The sequence below is a fragment of the Arthrobacter sp. 9V genome, assembly GCF_902506065.1.
GTDB lineage: Bacteria > Actinomycetota > Actinomycetes > Actinomycetales > Micrococcaceae > Arthrobacter.
Window position 1 is genome coordinate 4647349 of the sequence record NZ_LR732912.1, and the last position, 24080, is coordinate 4671428.

The window sequence follows — 24080 nt, forward strand, 5'->3', positions numbered from 1 at the left end:
CATCCAGCAAAAGGGCCGAGGCACTTGCGCCTCGGCCCCTGTTGCCAAAAGGTGCTTATGTTCCCGCCGGCACCTCGGGACCGGTTGGCCAACGCAGCAACGCAGCCACGTTGACGCCCTCGGGCAGCGCGCCCGATGGAACCAACTGGACACGCGCATCGGTCAGCGCGGCAGCACGAAGAAGCGCCGCTGGAGCAGACACCTTCGCCACAACATCCGCACCCAGCGACTCGCCCTCGGAGCTGGCCACCCATGGCTCGGCGCTCAATGCGAGCAAGTTGTGCCCGGCGAGGGAACCGTCGTCGAGAATCAACACGTCAACCTGGGCCTGCTGGAGTGCGTGAACAACCGCTCCGATCCCGGTGGCCGAGAGCGGGTTGGCCTGCCCTTCCTGTTCTGCAAGACGGTCCATGAGTTGCTGCTGTTCCTCGGCCCACTGCTGTGCGACAAGTGAGTTGATCTCGTCCTCGAACTTTTCCCTGTCCGATCCTGCTGCCAGGGTATGGAAATCAACGGTGGACAGGACCGCTTTGCTCTCTTCGGAGAGCTGGTCGGCCACCAACTGCCGCGCCCGGATGTCTCCCGCAAGAATCACGAGCTTGGCGTGGCGCTCCCGCACAATCCTGCTGACTTCCTCGGCCACTTGATCGGCGTTGCGGCGCCAGACTTCTTCCGTGTGCCGCTGATAGCGGCCTTGCGACCATCCACCTACCGGCACCTTCTTAAGGGAGTCATCGTCGCCCTGAATGTGCTGGCTTTCTTCAACGGCCGGTGCGCCGGCTTTGTAAAGGCGGATTTCGCCTTCGTCACGGCTGACCTCCACCACCACGTACGCAAAACCGCTCGGATGGTGTTTCAGCAGCGGCAGAAGGTTGGGAATCTCGTCCCTGGAGATCATCTCCGGCCCTACCAGCGCACCGGGCAGGACCTCGTCAATCACCACCTCCCCCCGGGCAACCAGAACGAAACGGCTCACGGGTGCGGGCTCACCCTTTGCCGGCTGGATGGCTCCATGAACGGCCTCAAGGTCGTCCTCGGAAGCACCCAATCCGGCGAGGGCGTTCCGTACGTTGTCCGGCTGCACATCGGCGTTCTCCAGACCATCCACGGTGCCGGCGCTGGCGTCCACGTAGGCCACGCACCATGGACCTGGCTTGCGGTAGATTCCGGAGTATTTGGCAAGCTGCTCACTCATTGGATCCCCCTCCCCCACCTGCTTCTCCCTTGCCGGTATTGGGGTTCAGGGCGTCCCTGACCTCCTCCGGATCGGTTTCGTCCGGGAAGGGTTCGGTTTCACGCGCTTCTTCAACATGGGCGGGCTTGGTTCCCCGCACCATGCCCTGGACTTCGTGTTCCATCTGGTCGTCAAGTTCCTGGTTGTGCTTGGTGTTTCCTCGCTCAGCCACGGCAATCTCCTTTTCGAACTAGTTCATTCACACGTGTTGCAGAGTTGGCCGGGAGCTACCCGGCCGGGGGCAGCGGGTTTGCCTGAAGGGCGGTGGCCGCTGCGAACAAATTGGCCGCCATGGTTTTGCCCGTGGACTCGGACCACTCGTGGCCATGGTCGGTTTCCGTGTAGGACGGACCCGGCCCGGGGCCCATGTTCCAATACGTCCAGGAAGCCATGAGCAAATCATAGATTTTGGGCCATTCATCACCTTCCCCCAGGTCAGTTTCGACTCCGGGCGGAATGCGATGATCCACGGCCCGGATCACTTCGACGTCCACGCCCTTCTCCCGAAGTGCCTCAATAACGACGTTGGCCAGGACGTCTGTATTGGACGGCGTCGGAGAGGATTTCAGGGTGCAGTTCAGTACAAGGGCACGCATGGCTGTCAGCGGCTGACCAGCTTAAAGAATGTGCTGTCCTCGCCGCTGGCTTTCTTCGCTTGGTACAGGAATGCGAGCTTGCTGTCCTCAAACTTCTCGAACCATTCATCCCAACTGATGTGGTCCAGGGAGTCCTCGCCGGCACCTCCCGGAAAGTCGATACGAAGGATGCCTACATCGTTCTTGTCGCCGGTCTTCTTGACGCTGGCCGGCTTACCGTCGTTGCTTTCCACCCATTTGCGGATTTCGTCGTGATCCGTGGTGGTCTGCGATTCCGAAGCCATTTTTCAGCTTCCTTTCTTCCCGTGCCGGCGCAGAGAGCGTCATGCTGCCGACGAAGAGTACGGACACTTCGACCCTAGCGCCGATCCGACTTAAATAGAAAGGGTACTGAGTAATTCCTTTCGCCGAGATGCCATTTAATGCCAATCCGCGGGCCCGGGATTGGCATTAAGTGCCAACTCGGCGCGGGGTTACTAGACCCACTCACCCCGACGCACCAGGACTTCCTTGAGGAGGTCGAGCCGATCGGACACGATCCCGTCCACACCGAGCTCCAACAGCCGCTCCATCTCCACCGGATCATTGATGGTCCACACATGAACCTGCCTGCCCAGCCGGTGTGCGCGCCGAACAAAGCCGGGCGTCACCACAGGCAACCGCCCGTAGCGGACAGGAACCTGAAAGACGTCGACGCCGGAGAGCAGCTTGCGCGCCAAAGGAACCGGAAGCGCCGGCCCAAGCAGAACGAAGAGCCCCGTGAGTGCACTGCCTGCGGAGGAGGCCACCCGGCGGGACAGCCTGGCGAGGACCGCGCGGCGCCGCCTGTCCGAGAAGCTGGTCACCAAAACCCGGTTATGGACGCCGTGCTTCTCAATAGCAGTTGCCATGGGGCCAACGGAGTTCCAGTCCTTGACGTCCAGGTTCAGCCGGGCATGCGGCAACGCGGTGACCAGCTCGTCAAAGGTGGGCACCGGCTCCACCCCGCCGATACGGGCGCGGGCAACTTCAGCGGCCGTCAGCTCCGAAACCTTGCCCACGGAGTCTGTCACTCGGTCCAAGGAAGAGTCATGAAACACCAGCAGAACACCATCGGAGGTGGTGTGCACGTCGGTTTCAAGGTGCACGGTTCCCAGGTCCACTGCCGCCGTGAAGGCGGCCATGGAATTCTCCAGGCCATCCAGGGAGAAACCCCTGTGGGCCAAGGCCAAAGGACCCACAGAACCGTCCTTGCGAAGGAAATAGGGCAGCGTCACTCCCGTAGCGTAGCCCATCGCAAAGGTGCGGTTAGCTCTCCTGCGGGAGGACCGCCGTCGTGGATTGCGGGACAATAGTCACGCCGTCACTGACGTGAACCAGCGTCCGGCCGCGGCCGTCGTCGAGCTCCACCCAAACCGCCGTGGCGTCGCCGGTAACGGCGTCCACAACGCCTGCCGACTCAAAGCCAGGAGTCAGTGAGACGTTGACGCGGTCGCCCTGGCGAAGCGAGCGCCAGTGGTGATCCGGTTCGATGCGCCGCAAAGGCGCGGTGTTGACGTTGTTGATCCGACGCTTAGCCATGGTTCCCCCTACAAAATTCAATGAGACAGATAACCGTGCGAACGGGTTCTTGGCTGGAAGCCTACGGAGCAAAGTTGAACGCAGGTTGTATGGAGGCTGGGAACAAGGTGACATTGAGGTACCTGACAAACTAGGGGCATGACTGTGTTGATTGCCGGCTGCGGCGACCTTGGAACCGAAGTTGGACTGCGCTTCGCGGCCGCGGGCCATGAGGTGGTGGGCTTGCGGCGGTCCCCGGAGAAACTGCCGGCCGAAATCAGGGGCGTCTTCGCGGACCTCTCCCTCAGAGTGCCGGAACTGCCTGAGGACGTGGACATAGTTGTGGTGGCCATCGCCGCCGATACCTCCACCGAAGAGGCTTACGGGGCAGCGTATGTGAATGGCGTAAAGAACGTGCTGGATGCCTTGGACCGGCAATCCATCCAGCCGCGGCGCACCCTCTTCGTCTCCTCCACGGCTGTGTATAAGGACTCCGGTGGAGCTGTGGTGGACGAGTCCACCCCCACGGAGCCCACGCGCTTCAGCGGCAAAGTCCTGGTGGAAGCCGAAAACCTGTTGTTCAGCCGCACCCGTGGAACAAAGACGCAGCCCATTTCGCTGCGCCTGGGCGGAATCTACGGGCCTGGACGCACCCGTTTGATCGACCAGGTGCGGACTGGAAAAGCCGTTATCCCTGCCCAACCCCGCCACACCAACCGCGTGCACCGGGACGACGCCGCGGCCATGATCGTCCACCTCACCACCCTGGAGGCGGCGCCGGATCACGTGTACGTGGGCGTGGATAACTACGCGGCGGAAATGGGTGACGTCATGCGGTTCCTCGCCTCAGAGATGAACTTCCCGGAACCCCCGACGGCGGAACCTGGCGGAGCGTCCGACGCCGGCCCCGGGGATAAGCGCTGTTCGAATGCACGGTTAAGAGCCACCGGATTTGAGCTCACCTTCCCCACGTTCAAGGAGGGCTACCGCGCTTTGCTGGCCGGCGAGGGCGTGCGGCACCCGTGAATCCTCAGGCTCCTTCCACATCGCGGGCACAAGGGTGGGGCCGGATCTACTTCGCTGTACAAGCCATGGCCGGGCTGGCGTGGTGGGTGGGAGTCTTCCTGTCACCGGCCATTCGCACTGCCACTCTGGGCAGCCTGGATCCTGTCGCCGTAGCAGCCTTCGACATTCCTTTGTTTGTCATCGGCTCGGGTGTCGCCGCCCTCGGCGTCAGGGCCGCAGCTGCCGTGGCTACCGGGTGGACTGTGCTGGTTGCGATCGCCCTGGCCACCTACGCCACCATCACTACCGAGGCAGGGTGGGGCGTCCTGATCATGCTTGCCGCCGCCGCTTGCTCAGTCATCGCCCTGTCCTTTGTGGTGCGGGGCCGCGTCCCGACGGAGTTGATCGTGCAAGGACCGTTCGCGTTCCGTCCTGCATCCACCCGCCGCGGCACTGCAGCCAACGTAACGGCAACCATGGGCCAGTTGCTCTTCTTCTGGGGATTCTTTCTGCTGATTCTTCCATCAGCTATTTGGTGGCTTGAGCAGCGGTGGCTGCTTGCCCTGCCGTTCCCCGCAGCCGCAGCGCCCACCGGCCTGATGCTGCTGGTTCTGGCCAGTGCCCTCGGCATTGCTTCCGCGGTGACCATGTCCTCCACCGGAGGTGGCACCCCCTTGCCTTCCGCCATGCCCAACCGCCTGGTCATCGCCGGCCCGTACAAGTGGGTTCGGAATCCCATGGCAGTGGCAGGCATTTCCCAAGGAGCAGCCGTGGGACTGATGCTGGGTTCGTGGCTTGTGGTGGCCTACGCGGTTGTTGGTTCACTCCTGTGGAATTACGCCGTCCGGCCACACGAAGAAGCTGACCTGGAACGCCGGTTTGGCGCCGAGTTCCAGCGATACCGCCACTCAGTGCGCTGCTGGATTCCCCGCCTCCGAAGAAACTAGACCCGCTGCTCAGTGAGCTTTGCCTCGAGAATCTGGGCCACGCCGTCGTCGTCAAAGTGCGGCGCCTGCTGCCCGGCGGCGAGGATTGCTTCCGGGTGGCCGCTGGCCATGGCATAGCCGTGACCGGCCCAACGGAGCATTTCAATATCGTTGGGCATGTCCCCGAACGCCACAACGTCAGCGGCCTCGATCCCCAGCGATTCGGCGTACTTGGCCAAAGTGACGGCCTTGTTGATGCCGGGGACGGACATTTCCAGCATCGCCGTCCGCGGCGCTGAGTGAGTGGTGCTCACCAGATGGGCCACCGCCGGCTGCACTTCGGCCAGGAACTCGTCCGGCGTACCCTTCCGGGTGATCGCCAGGAACTTCACGATGGCGTCATCCGCCGTGAGCGTCTCGGCCAACGGTGCGGGGGTGAATTCGGCGAGCAACTCGCTGGTTTCGTTCTCGATGAAGCCCGGCTCAAGCTGGAAACCCGTGAGAGTCTCAACAGCGAACAGGGCATCCGGTCGGATGGATTTGATGATGCGGCGCGCTTCAAAGACCGATTCTGTATCCAGGACACACGAGGAAAGGGCCTTCTCCGATTCGAGATCCCACACCACGGCGCCGTTGGAACAAATCACGATTCCGCTATGACCCAGCTGGTCCTGGAGCGGGTACAACCACCGCGGCGGGCGACCCGTAACGAAGACGAGTTCCACCCCTGCGTCCCGGCACGCCTGGAATGCCTTGATGGTCCGGTCACTGATTTTGCCGTCGTGACCGAGGATGGTGCCGTCAATATCGCTTGCTACGAGCCGCATCATGCCAGTCTACGTGGGCGTAATGGCCCATAAGGTCGCGCGGTTCAGGGACCGCGGCATAGTGTGAAGGCATGAGTGAGAAGACCAGCGAAGTCGAAGAACACAGCACCCGCGGGGCCTACGTCACTGGCGGCGAGTTCACCCGGGACACCAACTACATCGAGGACAGGATCACCCGTGACGGTGCGGCCGGACCCAACGGTGAGCCTGGTTGGCCTGTAGAGCCTGGCCGTTACCGGCTGATCGCAGCGCGAGCCTGCCCTTGGGCCAACCGCGCCGTGATCGTGCGCAGGCTTCTTGGCTTGGAGGATGTCATCAGCCTTGGCCAACCCGGGCCCACGCACGATGCAAGGTCCTGGACTTTCGATCTGGACCCCGGCGGCAAGGACCCCGTACTTGGCATCGAGCGCCTGCAGGAAGCCTTCTTCCGCCGCTTCCCGGACTATCCCCGGGGCATCACCGTTCCCGCCATGGTGGACATTCCCAGCGGAGCAGTGGTCACCAACAACTTCCCCCGGATCACGCTTGACTTCTCCTCTGAATGGACGGAATTCCACCGCCCCGGAGCACCCAAGCTGTACCCGGAGCACCTGCGCGAGGAAATAGACCAGGTCAACAAGCGTGTCTTCACCGAGGTCAATAACGGTGTGTACAGGTGCGGCTTCGCCGGATCCCAAGAGGCATACGAGGCCGCCTACAACCGGCTATGGACTGCGTTGGACTGGCTGGAGGAGCGGCTGAGCGGTCAGCGTTACCTGGTGGGTGATTCCATCACGGAAGCTGACGTGCGGCTCTTCACCACCTTGGCCCGCTTCGATGCCGTCTACCACGGCCACTTCAAGTGCAACCGGAACAAGCTCAGCGAAATGCCGGCACTCTGGGCGTACGCCAGGGACCTGTTCCAGACACCGGGCTTCGGGGACACCATCGACTTTGTGCAGATCAAGCAGCACTACTACATGGTGCACGAGGATATTAACCCCACCAAGATCGTTCCCGTGGGCCCGGACCTCTCCGGTTGGCTCACCGATCACGGACGGGAATCGCTGGGCGGAAGTCCGTTCGGTGAGGGCACTCCTCCGGGACCGGTGAAGGCCGGCGAAGAGGTGGCCGAAGGGCACGGGGCCGGTTAAGCCGTTACGCCCGCGCCGGGCCCCTGTTTATGCCGCTCCGTGGTTGAGCTCAGCCCGAGTGGGCGGATTCGCGCCCGCGCGTGACACCGTTACGGCGGCAGCGCGGGTGGCGTGATCCATGATGGCGGCCAGCGTCTCCACTGGCATGGCCCGGAGATCGGGCCGGTTCTGCGCGCCGTCCAAGCCATGATCCACAAGGGCGGACAACAGCCCTGCCATGAACGAGTCCCCGGCACCCACGGTATCCACCACGTCCACGGCCGGGGCTGAAATCTGCGATTCACCTGCCCGGGTGATGCCCCACGGACCAAGCGCCCCACGAGTCACCACCACCAAAGCCGGGCCTTCCTCCCCGCCCAAGGACAGCCAGCGGCGCGCAGATTCCACCGGATCAACCCCGGGATACAGCCATTCAAGATCCTCGTCCGAGGCCTTCACGACGTCGGAAAGCGCCACAAAGCGTTCGGCTTGGGCTCGCGCATACTCAACATCGGTGATGATGCTGGGCCGACAGTTGGGATCGAAGCTGATGGTGCTGCCCGGGTGGGCATGCTCGACGGCGGCAATCACCTCCGCGGCGCCCGGCTCCAGGAAGGTGGCAATGGAACCGGTGTGCAGCAGGGTGGAACCTTGCAGCATGAGCGGCAACCGTCCGGCGAGCCCGGGCAGCTCCCAGGCGAGGTCGAAAACGTAGGTAGCGGCGCCGTCGTCGTCGATCTGCGCGGTGGCCACGCTGGTTGGCTTCTCATCCGGCGGAAGCGGGACCATTACCGAGCTCGAACGCAGGTGCGCAGCAACGGAATCGCCGTAAGTGTCCCGACCGTAGCGCCCGATGAACTGAACCGGGTGATCCAGACGCGCCAGGCCCACGGCAACGTTGAGCGGGCTCCCGCCCACGTGCGCCTCAATTCCCGAGGACCGCTGAACGACGTCCACCAAGGCTTCACCAATGACTGTAAGCATGGGGACAACTCTGCCAGAGGCCGGCCCTGACCAACACTAATTACGAGAGGAGCCGTTGCACCAATTCGCGGCATTTCTTGTAGGCCACCGCTTTGGGGTCGATGAGGTCGAAGTGGTCGCCGGGGACTCGAAGCAGTTGCGCCGCGCTTCCCGCCGCCGTTGCCGCCGCGACGTACGCCTCGGACTGGCTCGCAGGAACGTCGTCGTCATCCGTGGCATGAACGGCATAAACGGGGACGTTGATAGGCAATGAACTCATGGGGTCGGCGTATTTATGCCGTTTGGGGAATCTATGGGAGTCGCCGCCCATGAGGTTACAAACTGCGCCGTTGCTGAGGTTCAGTTTCTCCGCCGCCGCCAGGTTCAGCAGGCCCGACTGACTGACCACGCCGGTCAGGTGCACAGCATTGTCCTCCGGTCCGCGCTGAAGTTGACGATCGGCGTCGGGCGTTCCAATGGAGGACAGCTTCTGCCGGCCCGCAGCCCAGACGGCCAGATGGCCACCGGCCGAGTGGCCCAGCGCCACCACTTTGCCGAGCTTGAGGTCGTGATCCCCGGCGATATGGGACAGATGGTCGATTCCTGCGAGGATGTCCTCGAAAGTATGGGGCCAACCACCGCCGTTGCCGGCCCGCCGGTACTCGAGGTTCCAGGCGGTAATGCCGTGCGCTGCGAGGTCCCGCGCAAGGGGTTCGCCCAGCTCCGCGCCATACTGTGACCGCCAGTAACCGCCATGGATCACAACGGCGACTCCGCCGGCTACTGTGGCCGCGCCGCGATGGTTTCCGTTGGACGGTTCAGGTATGAAGAGTTCGCCCCATTGGCTGGGGTGTTCGCCGTAGCTGTACTTGTGCCGCAACATTGCGCCCTCCTTTGTACTGAGCCTATCGTGACGATTCGGAAGTTTGGCTAGAGGCACCCCGACGGCGGGTGGCTCGGTTCAGTGTCGGACCCGGCCCGTAAGCTGGGGGCATGGCAAGCAATTGGGACAGCCTGGACCAGGCTCAACGGGACGCAGTGGACGCGAATGTGGCGCTCTATGAGCGTGTTCGCCCTGCACTGAAGCGGGTCACACGGGATGTGCTGCTGACTTTGCGGGACATGTTGAATGACGCCGAGGTGACTCCCCTGTTTGTCACGGGACGGACCAAAACCGTGGAGTCCTTCCGCGAAAAGATTTCCCGCACGGATGATCCTTTGGAGCCGGGCGGGCCGCGGATGTTGAAGTTCCCGGATCCGTTCCGCACCTTGAATGACATGGTGGGCATCCGTGTCATCACCAAACTTCCGGCGGAAAACGCAGCGGTGGCCAACATCATCAAGCGTCAGCGGCAACTCTTTGATTGCCGCGGCGATCGCGAGAAGGACATCGGCTCCATCGAGTCCGGAACCTACGGTTACTCCAGCCGCCACCTCATTCTGCGGACCATCCAGAACGAGGCCGTGAAGGAGTACCAGCACGTCTTCAACCCGGACATGCCCGCCAATGGCAGCTATTTCTTCGAGTGCCAGATCCGTACCGTGTTTGCGCACGCTTGGAGCGAGATCGAGCACGACATCCGTTTCAAGGCCGAAGACCCCCGCGCTTGGACGCCGCACTTCGACCGCCAGTTCACTGCCACGGCAGCCATGTTGGAGACCGTGGAGAGCGCCTTCGCCGATCTTCACGAACGGTATGAGGAAGTCCGGGGCTACTGGGCCCTCGAAGGTGATGGCGGCATGCCCCTGACGCCCAACCGGGTCCGCGACGTCTGGCGTACGCTTCTGCCGCACGTTGACCGTAAAGTTGATGATGACTGGGGATGGGCTGCCGAACTGCTTGCCGCCCACGGACTCACCAAGACCGTGGAGCTTGCCGGGTTGCTCAGCGCCAACCGGATCACCGAGGTCCGCAAGGCCCTGGATCACCGCTATTCCCCCGGCCCGGACCGCCTACTGGATGACCTCCTGCTGTGGCAGTACGGAACCGAACACATTGATCTCACTGCTGAGGCGCCCGACGTCGTCCCGCACCCGCGGCGCGACAGCCTCCAGCGGCGTCTGAAGCAGATTGAGCGCTACCGCCAGACTGCGCTCTAGGAACAACTGCACCATAAGGACCCATGACTCCCGAGCAACTCATGTCACTGCGGGCGACGTTCCGCTCGCCCCGCCGACTGCTGACTGAATCCCTCGCGGGGCTCGTGGTGGCCTTGGCCTTGATCCCCGAGGCAATCGCATTCTCAGTGATTGCCGGCGTGGATCCCCGCATCGGGTTGTTTGCTTCTTTCACCATGGGTGTGGTCACTGCTTTGGTTGGCGGCCGCCCGGCCATGATCTCCGCCGCCACCGGTGCTGTGGCCCTGGTGATTGCACCGGTGATGAAGGAGCATGGGCTCGACTACCTCATTGCCACCATCATTCTGGCGGGCGTTTTCCAGATCATCCTGGCCGTCCTGGGCGTCACCAAGCTCATGCGTTTCATCCCGCGCTCCGTGATGATCGGCTTCGTGAATGCTTTGGCAATCCTGGTGTTTATGTCCCAGATGCCCGAGCTCTTCAACGTGCCCTGGATGGTCTATCCCATTGTAGTTGTGGGCTTGGTGATCGTGTTCGGACTCCCCCGGCTGACTACCGCCATTCCCGCGCCACTGGTAGCGATCGTTGCCATCACGTTGGTGACCGTGGTGGGTGGCATCGATGTCCCTACTGTCAGTGACAAAGGGGACCTCCCGGACAGCCTGCCCGGGTTCTTCCTGCCCAACGTCCCCCTGAACCTGGAGACGTTCCAGATCATTGCACCCTTCGCCTTGTCCATGGCGCTGGTGGGCCTCCTTGAATCGCTGATGACCGCCAAGCTGGTGGACGACATCACGGACACCCGCTCCAACAAGACCCGGGTCTCTTGGGGCCAAGGTGCAGCAAACATTGTTACCGGCTTCCTCGGTGGCCTGGGTGGTTGCGCGGTAATTGGTCAAACCATGATCAACGTCAAGGGCTCAGGGGCTCGAAGCCGGCTCTCAACGTTCCTGGCCGGCGTATTCCTGTTGGTTCTTGTGGTTGTCCTGGGCGATGTTGTGGGCATGATCCCCATGGCCGCGTTGGTGGCGGTGATGATCTTCGTTTCGCTGATCACCTTCGACTGGCACTCAATCAGGCCCTCCACCCTCAAGCGGCTGCCGAAGTCTGAAACCGCCGTCATGCTCATCACCGTTGCCGCTGTAGTGGCCACGCACAATCTCGCGGTGGGTGTCGGCGTCGGCGTCCTGACCGCCATGGTGCTCTTTGCCCGGCGCGTGGCCCACTTCGCAACGGTTGAGCGGACGGAGCTTGAAGTCAATGGCGAGGTTGTGGCGACCTATACCGTGGACGGCGAACTGTTCTTCGCGTCCTCCAATGATCTGTACACGCAATTCGACTATGCGAAAGATTCCTCAGAGGGCATAGATCGGGTGATCATCGATCTGCACGGCTCGCACATCTGGGACGCCTCCACGGTTGCGGTGCTGGACTCGGTGACGGAGAAGTACCGGAATCACGGGCGTGAAGTGGAGTTCATCGGGCTCAATGAAGCCAGCATACGAATGCGCGAGCGGCTTGCCGGAAAGCTCAACCCCTGACCCAACTAGGGGACAGCACATGTTCTAATGAGGCCTCATTGCGACGTTTGCTGTCCCTTAGTTGGGTACGGGACGGGGGTTGTCTGACATATTCTTCTGCGTGGATGTAACGAAGTAGCCCGGCTTGGCTGCCGGGTGTGAGCATGGATGAATGCTTGAGGCAACCAATTCCCCCTCGAAGAACGAAGAAACTGCTGCGCCGGTAAATCCCGCACTGGCCGCTGAAGCGAAGATTGCGCGTATTGCCGTCACGGTGTTCCCGCTACTGGTGGTGGTTGCCGGCGTTCTCGGCTTCCTGATTCCAGATCTCTTCAAGCCCATGGGCGTCGCAGTTCCGTACCTGCTGGGCGTCATCATGTTCTGCATGGGCCTCACCCTCACCCCGCCGGACTTCGCCTCGGTTGCCCGGCGTCCTTGGGCTGTGGCGTTGGGAATCGTTGCGCACTACGTGATCATGCCCGGCGCAGGGTGGCTCATTGCGGTACTGCTTCAGCTGCCACCGGAACTGGCCGTGGGCCTGATCCTGGTGGGCTGCGCACCGTCGGGAACCGCCTCCAACGTGATGGCCTTCCTGGCTAAGGGTGATGTGGCCCTTTCCGTTGCTGTCGCGTCCGTCTCCACGCTGATCGCCCCGCTGGTCACGCCGGCGTTGACGCTCTTCCTGGCAGGCTCGTTCCTGCACATCGACGCCGGTGCCATGGTGATGGACATCGTGAAGACCGTGCTGCTGCCCGTCATCGCCGGGCTGCTGGCGAGGCTCTTCCTCTCGAAGCTCGTCGCGAAGGTGCTTCCGGCACTTCCGTGGGCTTCCGCCGTCGTGATTTCCCTGATTGTCGCCATTGTGGTGGCGGGCAGTGCAAGCAAGATCGTGGCCGCCGGGGGCATCGTGTTCCTGGCAGTTGTCCTCCACAACGGCTTCGGTCTGGGCCTCGGCTACCTGGCCGGGAAGCTCGGCCGCCTGGATGACAAGGCACGCCGCGCGTTGGCGTTCGAGGTGGGCATGCAGAACTCAGGCCTTGCAGCGACCTTGGCGACCGCGCACTTCAGTCCCCTGGCGGCACTGCCGTCGGCCGTGTTCTCGCTGTGGCACAACATCTCCGGTGCGATCGTGGCAGCTTGGCTGGCACGGCGGCCGTTGAAGGACTAACTAGCCCTCAGTAGTGGCCCGGCGGTGCAACCTCCACGGCGAGGCCACCCGGACGCCCTCCGCAGGCGTGGTTCCAGCGAGTCGATCCAGCAACATGCGGACAACTTGCTCGAAGATCGGGTCCGGACCAACGGTAGTCAAAGCGGGATCATAGTCCCGGCCCTCGGTTGAATTCCCAACGCCCACAATCTGAACATCCTCAGGCACGCGAAGGCCAAGGCGATAGGCGGCGCGAATCGCCTGCAGCGCCTCCATGTCATCAGTGCAGAAGATGGCCGTGGGCCGGTCCGTCAACCGGAGGAGTTCCAGGGCCGATTGGTACCCAATGGCCGGGCGGTGATGTGACGTCCTCACCAAGGTCTGGTCCACGGGAATGCCCGCCTTCTCCAGCCCGGCTGCATAAGCGGCAAAACGGCTCTTGGGCCGTCCGGTGGGATCGGCTCTGCGGATGCAGGCGATTCTGCGGTGCGACGCCGTGAGGAACTCCATGCACTCTGTGAGACCGGAGTCAGTCTCAGGAGCAAGGACATCGAATCCTGCCGGCTTCATGGTTCCGGAGATGACCACTTGGGCAACACCGCGGCGGGCCAACTCGGTGACTGTCTGGTCCTCGGATATTGCTTCCGGGAAGTAGCCGATGATCACGCCGTCGGCGCCGCCGGACATCGTGAACTTCCGCCAGTCATCGCCCAGGAGGATCACCGGTTGGTAGCCGTGCTCGGGGAGAATTTGTGCGGCTGCGGTGGCGAGAGCACGATCCCACGGCCACTCAAGGTCTCCGATGGCCACAGCCACTACATCCGTCTTGCCCCGACGCATCCCTCGCGCCGCCTGATTGGCCACATACCCAAGCTCGTTGACGGCGGCCAGGACGCGGTCCTGCGTGGGCTGGCTGATCCGGGTGGTGCCACCATGACGCCCGGAGAGCACATAGGAGACCGTGGTCAGCGAGACGTCCGCCGCCTTGGCCACGTCCCGGATGGTGGGCTTGGATCCCTTGCTCACGTTGCGACTCCTGGTAGACAGCGAATTATTTGAACTCTATCCGCTGCCGCGCTGGACACCTCTTGACGCAATTAGTTGAGAACGTTAACAATTGCGGGAGTCTACAAATACAAGCGGGAGATTTTCGATGAAGAACTGGGCAGGAAACCTTGAGTACTCGTCTGCGGACGTCCAACGGCCCACCACCGTGGATCAGCTGCGCGAGCTCGTAGCCCAGGCCACCCGGATCAAGGCCCTCGGTTCACGGCACTCCTTCAACACCGTTGCCGATACCGACGGAACCCACATCCTGCTCGACGCCCTCCCCCAGGAGGTTGTGGTGGACCCCGCGAAAAGCACCGTCAAGGTTAGTGGTGGCATCAGCTACGGGGCTCTGGGACGGGCGCTTGAAGAACAGGGCTACGCCATCCACAACCTCGCTTCCCTCCCGCACATCTCCGTGGCGGGCGCTATCCAAACCGGCACGCACGGCAGTGGAGTCAACAACCCCTCCCTGGCGGCCGCCGTCGTCAGTGTTGACTTGGTGCGCGCCTCCGGCGAGCTGGTGACACTCACAACGGACGACGACGAATTCCTCGCCAGCGTGGTGGGTATGGGCGCACTTGGCATTGTTACAGGGCTGGAATTGGCGGTCCGCCCGAGTTACGAGGTCAGGCAGCGCGTCCTCACCAATCTGGTATGGGAAGGCGCGTTGGCTAACTTCCGGGCCATCGCATCGAGCGCTTACAGCGTCAGCTTCTTCACCGATTACACCGGCGACACCATCCCCCAGGTCTGGCTCAAAGCGCTGGACAACGAAGCTCCGTTGCCGGACCTCTTCGGCGCGACCCCTGCGACGGCAGCCCTCCACCCCCTGCCGGACATGTCCGCGGAGAACTGCACCGAGCAACTGGACGTTGCAGGCAAATGGCTGGACCGTTTGCCGCACTTCCGCCACGAATTCACTCCCAGCAACGGCGAGGAACTGCAAAGCGAATTCCTCCTGCCACTGGACCAGGCTCCGGCCGCACTTCAGGCTGTGCGGGATCTCGCCCACAAACTTGCGCCGCTCCTGTTCGTCTCTGAAATCCGCACAGTGGCAGCTGACGACTTCTGGCTCAGCCCGTTCTACCAGCAGCAAAGCGTGGCGCTCCACTTCACCTGGAAGCCGATGCAGCCCGAGGTGGAAGCAGTGCTGCCCGAGCTCGAGGAGGCCCTGCGTCCGTTCGGTGCACGCCCGCACTGGGGCAAGCTCTTCACGCCGGGCCAGTACGACTTCGCCGCACTCTACCCACGCTTTGAGGACTTCCGGGCTTTGGTTCAGGCCAACGATCCTTCCGGGAAGTTCCGCAACGAACTGCTGGACAGCATCCTGGGCGTAGCCGTTAAGTCTTAGCCCCTCCCCACGTTGCCAGCTAGGAGATGTGCGCCAGCACTGCGCCGGCCGTAACCACGCCACCGGGTGCCGAGAGTACCTCGGAGAGCGTACCTGAGCGGTGCGCGGGCACCTGGGTTTCCATCTTCATGGCTTCCAGGACCACCAGAGGATCGCCGGCGGCTACGTCAGTGCCGGGTTCCACCAGCCACTTCACTACCGTCCCGACCATGCTCGATACGAGGGCTGTCTCGGCTGGAAAGTCGCCGCTACCCGCGGCAGAACCCGCCGTATCACTGGTCCCGTTGGCCGGCGCAGTGTAAGCAGGAATGCCTTGCCCGGAACGAGCCCAGCCATCCAAAAGGTCTGCGGGAAGTCCAACAGCCAGGCGTTTGCCGTCCACATCAACGGTGATGGTCCGCCGTTCCCCTTCCGGTGCAACCACGTTGTAGTCGGGATCCACGGGGATCTGGTCTGCGAAGTCGGTCTCTATCCAACGGGTGTGAACCCGCATCCCTGCAACGGACGTAAAGTCTTCGGACTCCAGGACCGCCCGGTGGAACGGCAGGACGGTGGCCAGGCCCGTGATGTTGATTTCGGCCAGGGCCCGCCGGGCACGCCGAAGCGCTTGCTGCCGGTCCGCTCCAGTGACGATCAACTTGGCCAACAGGGAGTCGAATTGCGGCGCCACGAATGAGCCGGAACGGACCCCCGTGTCCAAGCGGATACCGGGACCAGTGGGGGCTTCAAAGAGTTCCACTGTCCCTGGGGACGGCAGGAATCCTCGGCCCACGTCCTCTGCATTGATACGGAACTCAAAGGAATGTCCGCGGGCCACCGGATCTTCCGTGATGCTCAGCGGCAACCCGGCCGCAATGCGGAACTGCTCCTGCACAAGGTCAATACCGGCAGTTTCCTCCGTGATGGGGTGCTCAACCTGGAGGCGCGTATTGACCTCCAGAAAGGCCACGGCTCCATCGGCCGAGACCAGGAACTCCACCGTTCCGGCACCGTAGTAGCCGGCCTCACGAACAATGGCCTTGGAGCCCTCGTAGATCTGCTCACGCTGCGTATCGGTGAGGAACGGAGCGGGAGCCTCTTCCACCAGCTTCTGATGGCGGCGCTGGAGCGAGCAATCGCGGGTGCCCACTACAACAACATTGCCCAGTTTGTCCGCAATGATCTGAGCTTCCACGTGCCGCGGGCGGTCAAGGTACTGCTCCACGAAGCACTCACCACGCCCAAAGGCAGCAACAGCTTCGCGGACCGCGGAATCAAACGCTTCCTCAACTTCGGCGAGTTCGCGGACCACCTTCAGTCCGCGGCCACCACCACCGAAAGCAGCTTTGATGGCAAGCGGAAGTCCATGTTCCTCGGCAAAGGAACGCGCTTCCGCCGCAGAGGAGACGGGTCCGTCGCTGCCGGCAACCAACGGAGCTCCGGCCCTGACAGCGATTTCGCGGGCTGTGATCTTGTTGCCCAACTGACGAATCGACTCCGGTGACGGTCCGATCCACTCAAGGCCGGCGTCGAGCACTGCTTGTGCAAAGTCGGCGTTCTCGGACAGGAAACCGTACCCGGGGTGGACGGCGTCCGCGCCGGACTTCTCCGCAACGGCGAGCAGCTTTCCAATGTTCAAGTACGTGTCAGCCGGCGAATTTCCTTCCAGGTTGAAGGCTTCGTCGGCAGCGCCGACGTGCATGGCATCGGCATCGATGTCTGCGTAGACAGCCACGGACAGGATGCCGGCGTCGTCACAGGCTCGGGCGACGCGGACTGCGATTTCGCCACGGTTCGCGATCAGGACCTTGCGCATCAAATACTCACTTCTCTGGGGTCTTCGTTGTGGTGAAGTCTGGGGAATCCGGAACCAGCCGGAAGCGGATCTTTCCGCCGATGGGCACTTGCGCGGCGAGATCAAGGTGTTCGTCGCGAACCACACCAATCACCGGATAACCGCCGGTGATGGGGTGGTCGGCCAGGAAAAGGACCGGCAATCCGGCAGGCGGAATCTGGAGGGCTCCGGCCATGGTGCCCTCGCTGGGAAGTTCGCCCTCCCGCGTGCGCTTCAGCGGAGTGCCATCCAGGCGCATGCCCACACGGTTGGACTGCGGGGTGACCAGCCATTCCTGGCTGCAGAGGGAATCGAGCGCTTCCTGATCGAACCAGTCAGCACGCGGTCCCGGGACAACGTCAAGCACGGTGACGCCCGATCCTGGAAACTCGGGCTGCAATTCGGGCGCACCAACCGCGGTAGACGCAGTGTTGTCCCCCGCTGCGAGGACCTGCCTGACCACCAGCGGCGCGGGTCCGATCCCACTCATGGTGTCCGCCGAGCGGCTACCCAGCACTTCAGGCACGTCCACTCCGCCACGGATAGCCACATAATTCCGGAAACCTGACTCCGGAGCACCCAAGGTGAGGACTTCGCCGTCGAGCAACGCAAATGGCGAGGCCATGGGGACGTTCCGCGTCGCACCCGGCTGGACGTCGCCGTCGTCGGACTCAAACCACGACGGCGACTCGATGGTCAGCGTGACGGGCGCACCGGTGACAGCAACTACTTGGTCACCAACGGCTTGCACGGTGAGGCCACCGTTGACCGATTCGATGGCTGCCGCTGTTGGAGCGTTCCCCACCAGCCTGTTGGCCCTGCGCAGGGACGCGCGGTCCAAGGCGCCAGCGGCGGAGACACCCAGCGGACCATAGCCTCGACGGCCGAGGTCCTGGATCAGGCTCTGCGTACCCGGGTTGAGAATGCGAAGGCCTGATTCAGCGTGGCGCTCCGGTTCGGGCTCACGCGCCGGGGAGTCACTGGCGGTAACCACCTCACGGACGGCCCGGTACTGAACCCGATCGCCGGGCCGGACAAGGGCTGGCTGGGCCCTGTCCAAGTCCCACATCCTTGCACCTGTGCGGCCAATGAGTTGCCAACCGCCCGGAGACCGGCGGGGGTAAACGGCGGAATACTGGCCACCCAGAGCCACGGATCCAGCGGGAACAGCCGTGCGCGGGGAAGAGCGCCGCGGAACGGTGAGGGCCTCGTTTTCGCCCACCATGTAGCCGAATCCGGGCGCAAAGCCCGCGAAGGCCACCGTCCAGATCTGGCCCGTGTGCGCGGCAATGACGCCCTCAACACTCAGGCCGGTGAGCTCTGCAACATCGGTGAGGTCGTCGCCGTCGTACACGGTATCGATGACCACCAGCCCGGAGTCAGAGACCTGCGGTGCCATCAACTCCAGCTCCAGCAGCCGCGCGCCTATGGCGCGGGTTGCGGCTGCGGATTCGCCGACCACCATCACCGTTTCGGCGGCGGCCAGAACATCCACTTGCCCGGGAAGCGGGGCCTTGTTGAGCATGTCCTGCAGGGCGAGGACATCCTGCAGCCCATCCAGTTCAGCCAGGACGGCACGGGTGCCGACGGGCCTGACGGAGCGAACCCTTTTGGCTGTGGCGGTGTGCATCACGGTTTCCATTGTTTGCTACGCCGCCGGCTGAGCGTGCGTTCCCTGCATGAGCCGGACATCTTCTTCAGGCTCCGGATCGCGGCCGAGGAGCATGCCAACGATGGTGACGATGGCTGCCAGAAGGATGTAGCCGGCAATGAGGTACCAGCCACCGGATCCGCCGCCATAGAGGAGGGTGAAGATCACCGGGGCAAATCCGCCGCCGATCACACCGGCCAAGGTGTAGGCCAGCGAACTGCCGGCGTAGCGGAGCCTTGCCGGGAATTGCTCAGTGATGAAGGCTGCCTGCGGACCGTACATGAAGGCGTGAAGGGCCAGACCAATCACGGTGCCCACGATCAGCATGGCCACGGACTTTCCTTGAATCATGAGGAAGAAGACCGGCATATAGGCAGCTGTTGCAGCGGCCGCGATTCCATAAACCCAGCGGCGGTTGAAGCGGTCCGTCAAGGCGCCGGCCAACGGGATCAGGAAGAGCTGGAAGGCAGAGCCGATCAGGATGGCTGACAGCACGTTGCCCGTGGTCATGCCCAGTTCCTTGGTGGCGTACACAGCCACGAACACGGTGAACAGCGAGTAAAGGATGTCAGGGCAGATTCGGGAAAGCGAGGCGGCAATCAATGCCTTCGGCTGAGTTGTGAAGACTTCCTTGATAGGAGCCTTGGGACGGTCTCCCTTGGCTTGAATGGCCTTGAAAACCGGCGTTTCTTCCAACTTCAGGCGGATGAGCAAGCCAAACACCACCAACAGGGCGGAAGCAAGGAATGCCACGCGCCAACCCCAGGAGAGGAAGGCCTGTTCGCTCAGGGAAGCAGCCAAAATGGCGAGGACGCCATTGGCCATGAGGTTACCGGCGGGCGGACCGATCTGGGCCGCTGAGGACCAGAAGCCGCGCTTGCTGGGGTCACCGAATTCGCTGGACAGCAGCACCGCGCCACCCCACTCCCCGCCAACACCAATGCCTTGCGCCAAGCGCAACAACACGAGGATGATCGGCGCCGCGATGCCAAGTACCGAATAGTCTGGCAACGCACCGATGAGCACGGTGGCCAGGCCTATAAGCAGCAACGTGAAGACCAGGACGTACTTGCGGCCGATCTTATCTCCGAGCCGGCCGAAGATGACGCCGCCGATCGGACGGGCAAAGTAGCCTACGGCGAATGTTGAGAAGGACAGAATGAGCGCCACGAATTCGTCGTTGCCCGGGAAGAAGATCTTGGGAAACACCAAGGCTGAGGCCACGGAGTAGATAGCAAAGTCATAGTACTCAAGCGATGTTCCGGTGAGGCTGGCCACGTACGCTTTGATGGCACCGGGCGGTGGCTTCCTTGTCACTGCCTTGGCTGTGTTGTTGGTGCTGGTCATGATGTCCTCCGGGGGGATGAGGGATGTGGTGCGGAGCCTTGATGGAGCTAAAGGAACGAGCCGATACTTACGCCGGCGTCGTCCAGAGCGGACTTCACTGCGGTAGCCATTGCCACGGCTCCGGGTGAGTCACCATGCACGCAGATGCTCTCCGCGCGGATTTTCAGAACGGAGCCGTCAACGGCCCGGACGGATTGCTCGGTGGCCATCCGCAGGACGCGTTCGGCCACCTCGGTGGGGCGGTGGAGAACGGCACCCGGCTGCGACCTCGAAACAAGCGTTCCGTCAGGGTTGTAAGCGCGGTCGGCGAAAGCCTCAGGGACGCCGCGAAGGCCGGCTTCCTCAGCGAGGCGCAGGACCTCGGAACCGGGGAGGCCAAGGATCGGAAGGTTGGGGTCAACCGATTTCACGGCATTAACGACCGCACGCGCCTGGGCCGTGTGCTTGACGATCGCGTTGTAGAGGCCACCGTGGGGTTTGACGTACCGGACACTGGCGCCGGCAGTGGCGGCCAGTGCTTGCAGTGCGCCGATCTGATAGACCACGTCATCGGCCAGTTCAACAGGATCGATGTCCATAAAGCGGCGGCCGAAACCAGCAAGATCGCGGTAGCCAACATGGGCGCCAATAACGACGCCGGCCTTGACCGCCTTTTGGCTGGTGCTGCGGATGACGCTGGGATCACCAGCGTGGAATCCACACGCAACGTTGGCACTGGACACGGACCTAAAGATGGCCTCGTCGTCACCGAGTGTCCAGCGGCCGAAGGATTCTCCGACGTCGCTGTTCAGGTCGATGGTTGCCATGATGTGATCCCTGCCTCGTGATGAGCGTTACATCCAGAATGCACTAATCTGCCGGATTGTTCAACAATCCAGCGATCCTAATTTTCGGCAATCGTGTAATTTTGGTGTCATGGCCGGTGTAGATCAGGAAAAAAGCGAGCATGCCGGCGTTGATAGTGCGCGGGCCCGGGTGCGAATGAGGGTTCCGTCCGTTGCCGAGAGAGTGGCCGAAGAACTTCGGTATCAACTGGCCGAGGGCTTCCTGGTGCCGGGTGCCAAGCTGACCGAAGCCACCATTGCCGAGGATTTGGGCGTCTCACGGAACACCGTGCGCGAAGCCTTTGCCGAGCTGGCCGGTGAACGGCTACTCCTCCGCCAGCCCAATAAGGGTGTCTTTGTAGCCACCCTCGAAGCAGGCGACATTCATGACGTCTACACAGTCCGCCGCGCAATCGAAGTCAGCTCTATCCGTGCCGGTGGCTCGCCTGAGCGCATTGCCGCCGTCAGGGCCGCCGTCGAGGAAGGCAAGCGGGCAGCGGCCGCTGAAGACAATGAAGGGCTGGGCAGCGCGAACCAGCATTTCCACGGGGCAATTGTGGCCTTGGCGGAAAGCAACCGCTTGAACACGATCATGGCGCAGATCTTGGCGGAGATGCGGCTGTACTTCCACAAAGCCACCATGAACGCCCACTTCTACAGCGATTGGCTGAAGGAAAATGAGCAGATCTGCTCAGCGTTGGAAGGGGGCGATCTCGAGTCTGCCGGGGACCTTCTCCTTGCCTACCTCAACCGGTCAGAGCAGCAGCAGACAGCCATCCACGGCGAGTAGTCAGCGCTTACCCTTTTTGCGTGACCCCTTGCCACGGCCCTTGTCCGGATTGGGGGCGTAACGCTGCGCAACCGCGGGCTTCTTGGGACCCCCACCGCGGCGATCCGGTTTGGGTGCCTTCTTGGGCTTCTCCTGCTGGGCTGAAGGTTGGCGTGAACTCTGAGCCGTCCGCCCGCGAACGATCCCAATGAACTCTTCGATTACGGGACTATCGGTGCCAACAAGCCAGGCCAAGCCGATCTGCGTTCCGGGAGCGCCGGTAAGGCGCCGCATTACCGTGTCCTTGACGTTCAGGTGACGGGCCACGGACATGGGCAGGATGGCGAGGCCGGCACCGGAGGCAACCACTTGGAGGGCCATGTCCGGCCCGCCCATTTCGTCAATATCAAGGAAGTTCTCCTCGGATAGATCATCCAGGGCCACTTCCTCAAACACGGAGATCTCATGCCCTTTCGGAGCGACCACCACGGGCTGCTCTTCGTACAAGGGGATGACGTTCAAGCCTTCGCGGTCCACGGGCAACCGAACAAAGCTCAGGTCAGCGGAACCGTCCCGCAACACCGAGACCTGGGCGGCGTCGTCGGACATGAACGAGTGCAGCGGGTAGTTGGGCATCCGCTCTTCCCAGCGCCGGATCCACTTCCCAGGCGTCACACCCGCAACGTAGGCGAAGCGGAGACCTGCTAGGGATTCGGTTGTTTCGGCGGATTCTTCAGCGTCTGGCACACACTCACAGTACCGGCCAGATACCCTTGAAGCATGACGTCCTCGAACTCCCAGTCCATGAAGCCGGCAACAGTTGCCAAGAAACTCGGCATCTACCTGCCCGCGACACCCCAGGAGTTCCAGGATTCGTCCATCTCCCGCGAAGAATACGCAGAACTTCAGGCCAACCCGCCGGAGTGGCTCACCGAGCTGCGCCGCAATGGCCCCCACCCGCGCCCGGTTGTTGCGCAGAAGCTCAACATCTCCATCAGCGGCCTCGCCCGCGGCGGCGTAGAGGATGCACTCACGACGGCGGAAATCACCGAGCTGCTGCAGGCTCCGCCGCAGTGGCTGGTTACCGAGCGCGCCACGCACGCAGCTGTCCGCTCTGAGGCGCAGCGCGTCAAGGATGAAGCTGCCAAGAAGGCCGCCACTAAGGAAGCCCGGGACAACGCCGCTGCAAAGCGCGATGCTCCCAAGACCTCCAAGCGCGATCACGCGTAAGACTTAGCAGGTTGTGGCCGGGACCAACGGGTCCCGGCCACAACTGTTTAAGCTCAGTCCTGGTGGAGCTGGATGAAGTTCCCGCAGCCGTCGTCGAAAACCGCACTGACGCCGGAGGGATCCTCGGACGGTTCGCCTTGGAACGTCACACCTGCGGCGGTCAACCGCTCATACTCAGCCTGAACGTCGGGCACGCCGAAGGTGATGGCTGCCAGGCCGGACTCATGCAGGGCGTTCATGTAGTTGGACGCGATGGGGTTGTCGCTGGGTTCCAGCAGAAGCCCTGGGGAACTGCTGTTCTCCGCGCCGGGATCCTTGATGATGAACAAGTTGTACTCGGGCATGGCCATCAAGGTCTCGAAACCCAGCGTCTCCGTGTAGAAAACATGGGCTGCAGCGGGGTCCTTGACGTGGATGCTGCACATTTTCAGTCTCATGGTGCCTAGGCTACGCCCCGGTCCCACAACATAACCCCTCGCGCCCATGCAGGCACTGGCGCATACTGAATTCAAAGCAGCGAATTCGCTTGGAGGTGGTCCGATGCCCGCCATGATGCTCCTGTGGGGTGTTGCCCTGGTTCTAGCAACCGCAGCAACCACGTATGTCCTGCACAGGAAACTGACCTACGGCCGCGGCCCGGAGCCGGATGGCATCTTCTGGGACGTGTTCGGAGGGCTGGTGGTCATAGCGCCCGCCATCCTCGTCCCCGCGGTGCAAGGGCCGCCGGCCGGTCTCATCATGATTTTCGTCGGACTGGCCACCGCTGCAGGGACGCTGCTGAGCATCCGCAAAGTGGAGCGGATCCACGCAGCTGAGCCCCGCCGTCGTGCTGGTTTCCCGGACGACGCCGCCCGCCACCAAAGCATCCTGGAGCAGTGGCAGCAATACGAGCTCGATCCTGCGCGGACCATCGACTTTCCGGCCATGACGGACGTACGGACCGTCGAAACAGCGGCACTGACCCGCGCCATGCGGGAGGCCGAATACTGCAAGATCACAGCCGGGACCGACTACCGCGCCGCCGTCGAGCGTCTGGCCGAAGCCCTGGCAACAGCCGAACGGGCAGCGGGAGTCCCCGCCCCCGCGCCCAGATGACA

The 24080-nt window shown here is 62.7% G+C and carries 26 protein-coding genes; 10 read left to right on the top strand and 16 right to left on the bottom strand.

What is annotated here, in order from left to right; translation table 11 throughout:
- Positions 1–55: 55 nt before the first annotated feature.
- The 6 genes from BACI9J_RS21415 to BACI9J_RS21440 form a co-directional block, all read right to left on the bottom strand.
- Positions 56–1195 (bottom strand): baeRF2 domain-containing protein, encoded by a 1140-nt coding sequence (locus tag BACI9J_RS21415; protein ID WP_159736143.1) that lies wholly within the window; start codon positions 1193–1195, stop codon positions 56–58.
- Positions 1188–1406, bottom strand: coding sequence for a hypothetical protein (locus tag BACI9J_RS21420; RefSeq protein ID WP_159736144.1), 219 nt, complete (start codon positions 1404–1406; stop codon positions 1188–1190). Before BACI9J_RS21420 ends, BACI9J_RS21415 begins: the two co-directional genes overlap by 8 nt.
- 55 nt (positions 1407–1461) lie before the next feature.
- Positions 1462–1830 (bottom strand): flavodoxin family protein, encoded by a 369-nt coding sequence (locus BACI9J_RS21425; protein WP_159736145.1) that lies wholly within the window; start codon positions 1828–1830, stop codon positions 1462–1464.
- A gap of 5 nt (positions 1831–1835) precedes the next feature.
- Positions 1836–2114 carry a hypothetical protein gene (locus BACI9J_RS21430; protein WP_159736146.1) on the bottom strand — a complete coding sequence of 93 codons (279 nt, stop codon included), beginning with the start codon at positions 2112–2114 and terminating at the stop codon, positions 1836–1838.
- Positions 2115–2306: 192 nt separating this feature from the next.
- Complete coding sequence (locus BACI9J_RS21435; RefSeq protein ID WP_159736147.1) at positions 2307–3104, bottom strand: glycerophosphodiester phosphodiesterase; 798 nt, start codon at positions 3102–3104, stop codon at positions 2307–2309.
- 13 nt (positions 3105–3117) lie between these two features.
- The gene (locus BACI9J_RS21440; protein WP_159736148.1) at positions 3118–3390 is read right to left on the bottom strand and encodes a hypothetical protein; all 273 of its coding nucleotides are present in this window, start codon (positions 3388–3390) and stop codon (positions 3118–3120) included.
- A gap of 138 nt (positions 3391–3528) precedes the next feature.
- Between BACI9J_RS21440 and BACI9J_RS21445 the strand changes: the two genes are divergently transcribed.
- Positions 3529–4395: an SDR family oxidoreductase gene (locus tag BACI9J_RS21445; RefSeq protein WP_159736149.1), complete on the top strand. Its 867-nt coding sequence runs from the start codon at positions 3529–3531 to the stop codon at positions 4393–4395.
- Positions 4392–5321: a methyltransferase family protein gene (locus BACI9J_RS21450; RefSeq protein WP_159736150.1), complete on the top strand. Its 930-nt coding sequence runs from the start codon at positions 4392–4394 to the stop codon at positions 5319–5321. The genes BACI9J_RS21445 and BACI9J_RS21450 overlap by 4 nt, the downstream gene beginning before the upstream one ends.
- Here the strand turns inward: BACI9J_RS21450 and BACI9J_RS21455 are convergent.
- Entirely contained in the window at positions 5318–6127 is an 810-nt protein-coding gene (locus BACI9J_RS21455; protein WP_201296638.1) for an HAD family hydrolase, read from the bottom strand. The genes BACI9J_RS21450 and BACI9J_RS21455 overlap by 4 nt on opposite strands.
- Positions 6128–6198: 71 nt before the next feature.
- On the opposite strand from BACI9J_RS21455, the gene BACI9J_RS21460 reads away from it, so the two are divergent.
- Positions 6199–7260 carry a glutathione S-transferase family protein gene (locus BACI9J_RS21460; RefSeq protein ID WP_159736152.1) on the top strand — a complete coding sequence of 354 codons (1062 nt, stop codon included), beginning with the start codon at positions 6199–6201 and terminating at the stop codon, positions 7258–7260.
- Between the two features lie 27 nt (positions 7261–7287).
- Here the strand turns inward: BACI9J_RS21460 and BACI9J_RS21465 are convergent, their stop codons facing one another.
- Both BACI9J_RS21465 and BACI9J_RS21470 read right to left on the bottom strand, forming a co-directional pair.
- A complete protein-coding gene (locus BACI9J_RS21465) occupies positions 7288–8223 on the bottom strand; it encodes a carbohydrate kinase family protein (RefSeq protein ID WP_159736153.1) in 936 nt (311 codons plus the stop codon).
- Positions 8224–8263: 40 nt separating this feature from the next.
- Positions 8264–9085: an alpha/beta hydrolase fold domain-containing protein gene (locus BACI9J_RS21470; protein ID WP_159736154.1), complete on the bottom strand. Its 822-nt coding sequence runs from the start codon at positions 9083–9085 to the stop codon at positions 8264–8266.
- Between the two features lie 110 nt (positions 9086–9195).
- On the opposite strand from BACI9J_RS21470, the gene BACI9J_RS21475 reads away from it, so the two are divergent.
- The 3 genes from BACI9J_RS21475 to BACI9J_RS21485 all read left to right on the top strand — a co-directional run bounded on the left by BACI9J_RS21475 (position 9196) and on the right by BACI9J_RS21485 (position 12969).
- Positions 9196–10302, top strand: coding sequence for a GTP pyrophosphokinase (locus BACI9J_RS21475; protein ID WP_159736155.1), 1107 nt, complete (start codon positions 9196–9198; stop codon positions 10300–10302).
- Between the two features lie 23 nt (positions 10303–10325).
- Positions 10326–11822: a SulP family inorganic anion transporter gene (locus BACI9J_RS21480; protein ID WP_159736156.1), complete on the top strand. Its 1497-nt coding sequence runs from the start codon at positions 10326–10328 to the stop codon at positions 11820–11822.
- A gap of 151 nt (positions 11823–11973) precedes the next feature.
- Entirely contained in the window at positions 11974–12969 is a 996-nt protein-coding gene (locus tag BACI9J_RS21485; protein WP_159736157.1) for a bile acid:sodium symporter family protein, read from the top strand.
- Here BACI9J_RS21485 and BACI9J_RS21490 read toward each other — a convergent pair whose 3' ends face one another.
- Positions 12970–13974 (bottom strand): LacI family DNA-binding transcriptional regulator, encoded by a 1005-nt coding sequence (locus BACI9J_RS21490; protein ID WP_159736158.1) that lies wholly within the window; start codon positions 13972–13974, stop codon positions 12970–12972. It abuts the gene before it with no gap.
- A 127-nt stretch (positions 13975–14101) separates the two neighbouring features.
- Between BACI9J_RS21490 and BACI9J_RS21495 the strand changes: the two genes are divergently transcribed.
- Positions 14102–15349, top strand: a complete 1248-nt coding sequence (locus BACI9J_RS21495) for a D-arabinono-1,4-lactone oxidase (protein ID WP_159736159.1) — start codon at positions 14102–14104, stop codon at positions 15347–15349.
- A gap of 19 nt (positions 15350–15368) precedes the next feature.
- On the opposite strand, the gene BACI9J_RS21500 is transcribed toward BACI9J_RS21495, so the two are convergent.
- From BACI9J_RS21500 to BACI9J_RS21515, 4 genes are read right to left on the bottom strand one after another with little or no spacing between them, the layout of a single operon-like run.
- Complete coding sequence (locus tag BACI9J_RS21500; protein WP_159736160.1) at positions 15369–17144, bottom strand: acetyl/propionyl/methylcrotonyl-CoA carboxylase subunit alpha; 1776 nt, start codon at positions 17142–17144, stop codon at positions 15369–15371.
- Between the two features lie 7 nt (positions 17145–17151).
- Complete coding sequence (locus BACI9J_RS21505; protein WP_159736161.1) at positions 17152–18804, bottom strand: 5-oxoprolinase/urea amidolyase family protein; 1653 nt, start codon at positions 18802–18804, stop codon at positions 17152–17154.
- Between the two features lie 6 nt (positions 18805–18810).
- Positions 18811–20160, bottom strand: coding sequence for an MFS transporter (locus tag BACI9J_RS21510; protein WP_159736162.1), 1350 nt, complete (start codon positions 20158–20160; stop codon positions 18811–18813).
- A 47-nt stretch (positions 20161–20207) separates the two neighbouring features.
- Complete coding sequence (locus tag BACI9J_RS21515; protein WP_159736163.1) at positions 20208–20966, bottom strand: LamB/YcsF family protein; 759 nt, start codon at positions 20964–20966, stop codon at positions 20208–20210.
- Positions 20967–21075: 109 nt separating this feature from the next.
- Between BACI9J_RS21515 and BACI9J_RS21520 the strand changes: the two genes are divergently transcribed.
- The gene (locus BACI9J_RS21520; protein ID WP_159736164.1) at positions 21076–21774 is read left to right on the top strand and encodes a GntR family transcriptional regulator; all 699 of its coding nucleotides are present in this window, start codon (positions 21076–21078) and stop codon (positions 21772–21774) included.
- Here the strand turns inward: BACI9J_RS21520 and BACI9J_RS21525 are convergent, their stop codons facing one another.
- Positions 21775–22500: a LysR family substrate-binding domain-containing protein gene (locus BACI9J_RS21525; protein ID WP_159736165.1), complete on the bottom strand. Its 726-nt coding sequence runs from the start codon at positions 22498–22500 to the stop codon at positions 21775–21777.
- Between the two features lie 33 nt (positions 22501–22533).
- Between BACI9J_RS21525 and BACI9J_RS21530 the strand changes: the two genes are divergently transcribed.
- Entirely contained in the window at positions 22534–22983 is a 450-nt protein-coding gene (locus BACI9J_RS21530) for a DUF5997 family protein (RefSeq protein WP_159736166.1), read from the top strand.
- Between the two features lie 53 nt (positions 22984–23036).
- Here BACI9J_RS21530 and BACI9J_RS21535 read toward each other — a convergent pair whose 3' ends face one another.
- Positions 23037–23420 (bottom strand): VOC family protein, encoded by a 384-nt coding sequence (locus BACI9J_RS21535; protein ID WP_159736167.1) that lies wholly within the window; start codon positions 23418–23420, stop codon positions 23037–23039.
- Positions 23421–23523: 103 nt separating this feature from the next.
- Here BACI9J_RS21535 and BACI9J_RS21540 point away from each other — a divergent pair, with 103 nt between their 5' ends.
- Positions 23524–24078 carry a hypothetical protein gene (locus BACI9J_RS21540; protein WP_159736168.1) on the top strand — a complete coding sequence of 185 codons (555 nt, stop codon included), beginning with the start codon at positions 23524–23526 and terminating at the stop codon, positions 24076–24078.
- The last annotated feature ends 2 nt before the right edge of the window (positions 24079–24080 follow it).

Bases quoted from the DNA above. Each gene is read 5' to 3' on its own strand.
- BACI9J_RS21535 (WP_159736167.1), bottom strand. From the start codon at position 23,420: ATGAGACTGAAAATGTGCAGCATCCACGTCAAGGACCCCGCTGCAGCC.
- BACI9J_RS21500 (WP_159736160.1), bottom strand. From the start codon at position 17,144: ATGCGCAAGGTCCTGATCGCGAACCGTGGCGAAATCGCAGTCCGCGTC.
- BACI9J_RS21425 (WP_159736145.1), bottom strand. From the start codon at position 1,830: ATGCGTGCCCTTGTACTGAACTGCACCCTGAAATCCTCTCCGACGCCG.
- BACI9J_RS21530 (WP_159736166.1), top strand. From the start codon at position 22,534: ATGACGTCCTCGAACTCCCAGTCCATGAAGCCGGCAACAGTTGCCAAG.
- BACI9J_RS21520 (WP_159736164.1), top strand. From the start codon at position 21,076: ATGGCCGGTGTAGATCAGGAAAAAAGCGAGCATGCCGGCGTTGATAGT.
- BACI9J_RS21440 (WP_159736148.1), bottom strand. From the start codon at position 3,390: ATGGCTAAGCGTCGGATCAACAACGTCAACACCGCGCCTTTGCGGCGC.
- BACI9J_RS21455 (WP_201296638.1), bottom strand. From the start codon at position 6,127: ATGCGGCTCGTAGCAAGCGATATTGACGGCACCATCCTCGGTCACGAC.
- BACI9J_RS21415 (WP_159736143.1), bottom strand. From the start codon at position 1,195: ATGAGTGAGCAGCTTGCCAAATACTCCGGAATCTACCGCAAGCCAGGT.
- BACI9J_RS21435 (WP_159736147.1), bottom strand. From the start codon at position 3,104: ATGGGCTACGCTACGGGAGTGACGCTGCCCTATTTCCTTCGCAAGGAC.
- BACI9J_RS21445 (WP_159736149.1), top strand. From the start codon at position 3,529: ATGACTGTGTTGATTGCCGGCTGCGGCGACCTTGGAACCGAAGTTGGA.
- BACI9J_RS21485 (WP_159736157.1), top strand. From the start codon at position 11,974: ATGCTTGAGGCAACCAATTCCCCCTCGAAGAACGAAGAAACTGCTGCG.
- BACI9J_RS21430 (WP_159736146.1), bottom strand. From the start codon at position 2,114: ATGGCTTCGGAATCGCAGACCACCACGGATCACGACGAAATCCGCAAA.
- BACI9J_RS21480 (WP_159736156.1), top strand. From the start codon at position 10,326: ATGACTCCCGAGCAACTCATGTCACTGCGGGCGACGTTCCGCTCGCCC.
- BACI9J_RS21495 (WP_159736159.1), top strand. From the start codon at position 14,102: ATGAAGAACTGGGCAGGAAACCTTGAGTACTCGTCTGCGGACGTCCAA.
- BACI9J_RS21475 (WP_159736155.1), top strand. From the start codon at position 9,196: ATGGCAAGCAATTGGGACAGCCTGGACCAGGCTCAACGGGACGCAGTG.
- BACI9J_RS21460 (WP_159736152.1), top strand. From the start codon at position 6,199: ATGAGTGAGAAGACCAGCGAAGTCGAAGAACACAGCACCCGCGGGGCC.
- BACI9J_RS21540 (WP_159736168.1), top strand. From the start codon at position 23,524: ATGCCCGCCATGATGCTCCTGTGGGGTGTTGCCCTGGTTCTAGCAACC.
- BACI9J_RS21510 (WP_159736162.1), bottom strand. From the start codon at position 20,160: ATGACCAGCACCAACAACACAGCCAAGGCAGTGACAAGGAAGCCACCG.
- BACI9J_RS21470 (WP_159736154.1), bottom strand. From the start codon at position 9,085: ATGTTGCGGCACAAGTACAGCTACGGCGAACACCCCAGCCAATGGGGC.
- BACI9J_RS21465 (WP_159736153.1), bottom strand. From the start codon at position 8,223: ATGCTTACAGTCATTGGTGAAGCCTTGGTGGACGTCGTTCAGCGGTCC.
- BACI9J_RS21515 (WP_159736163.1), bottom strand. From the start codon at position 20,966: ATGGCAACCATCGACCTGAACAGCGACGTCGGAGAATCCTTCGGCCGC.
- BACI9J_RS21505 (WP_159736161.1), bottom strand. From the start codon at position 18,804: ATGGAAACCGTGATGCACACCGCCACAGCCAAAAGGGTTCGCTCCGTC.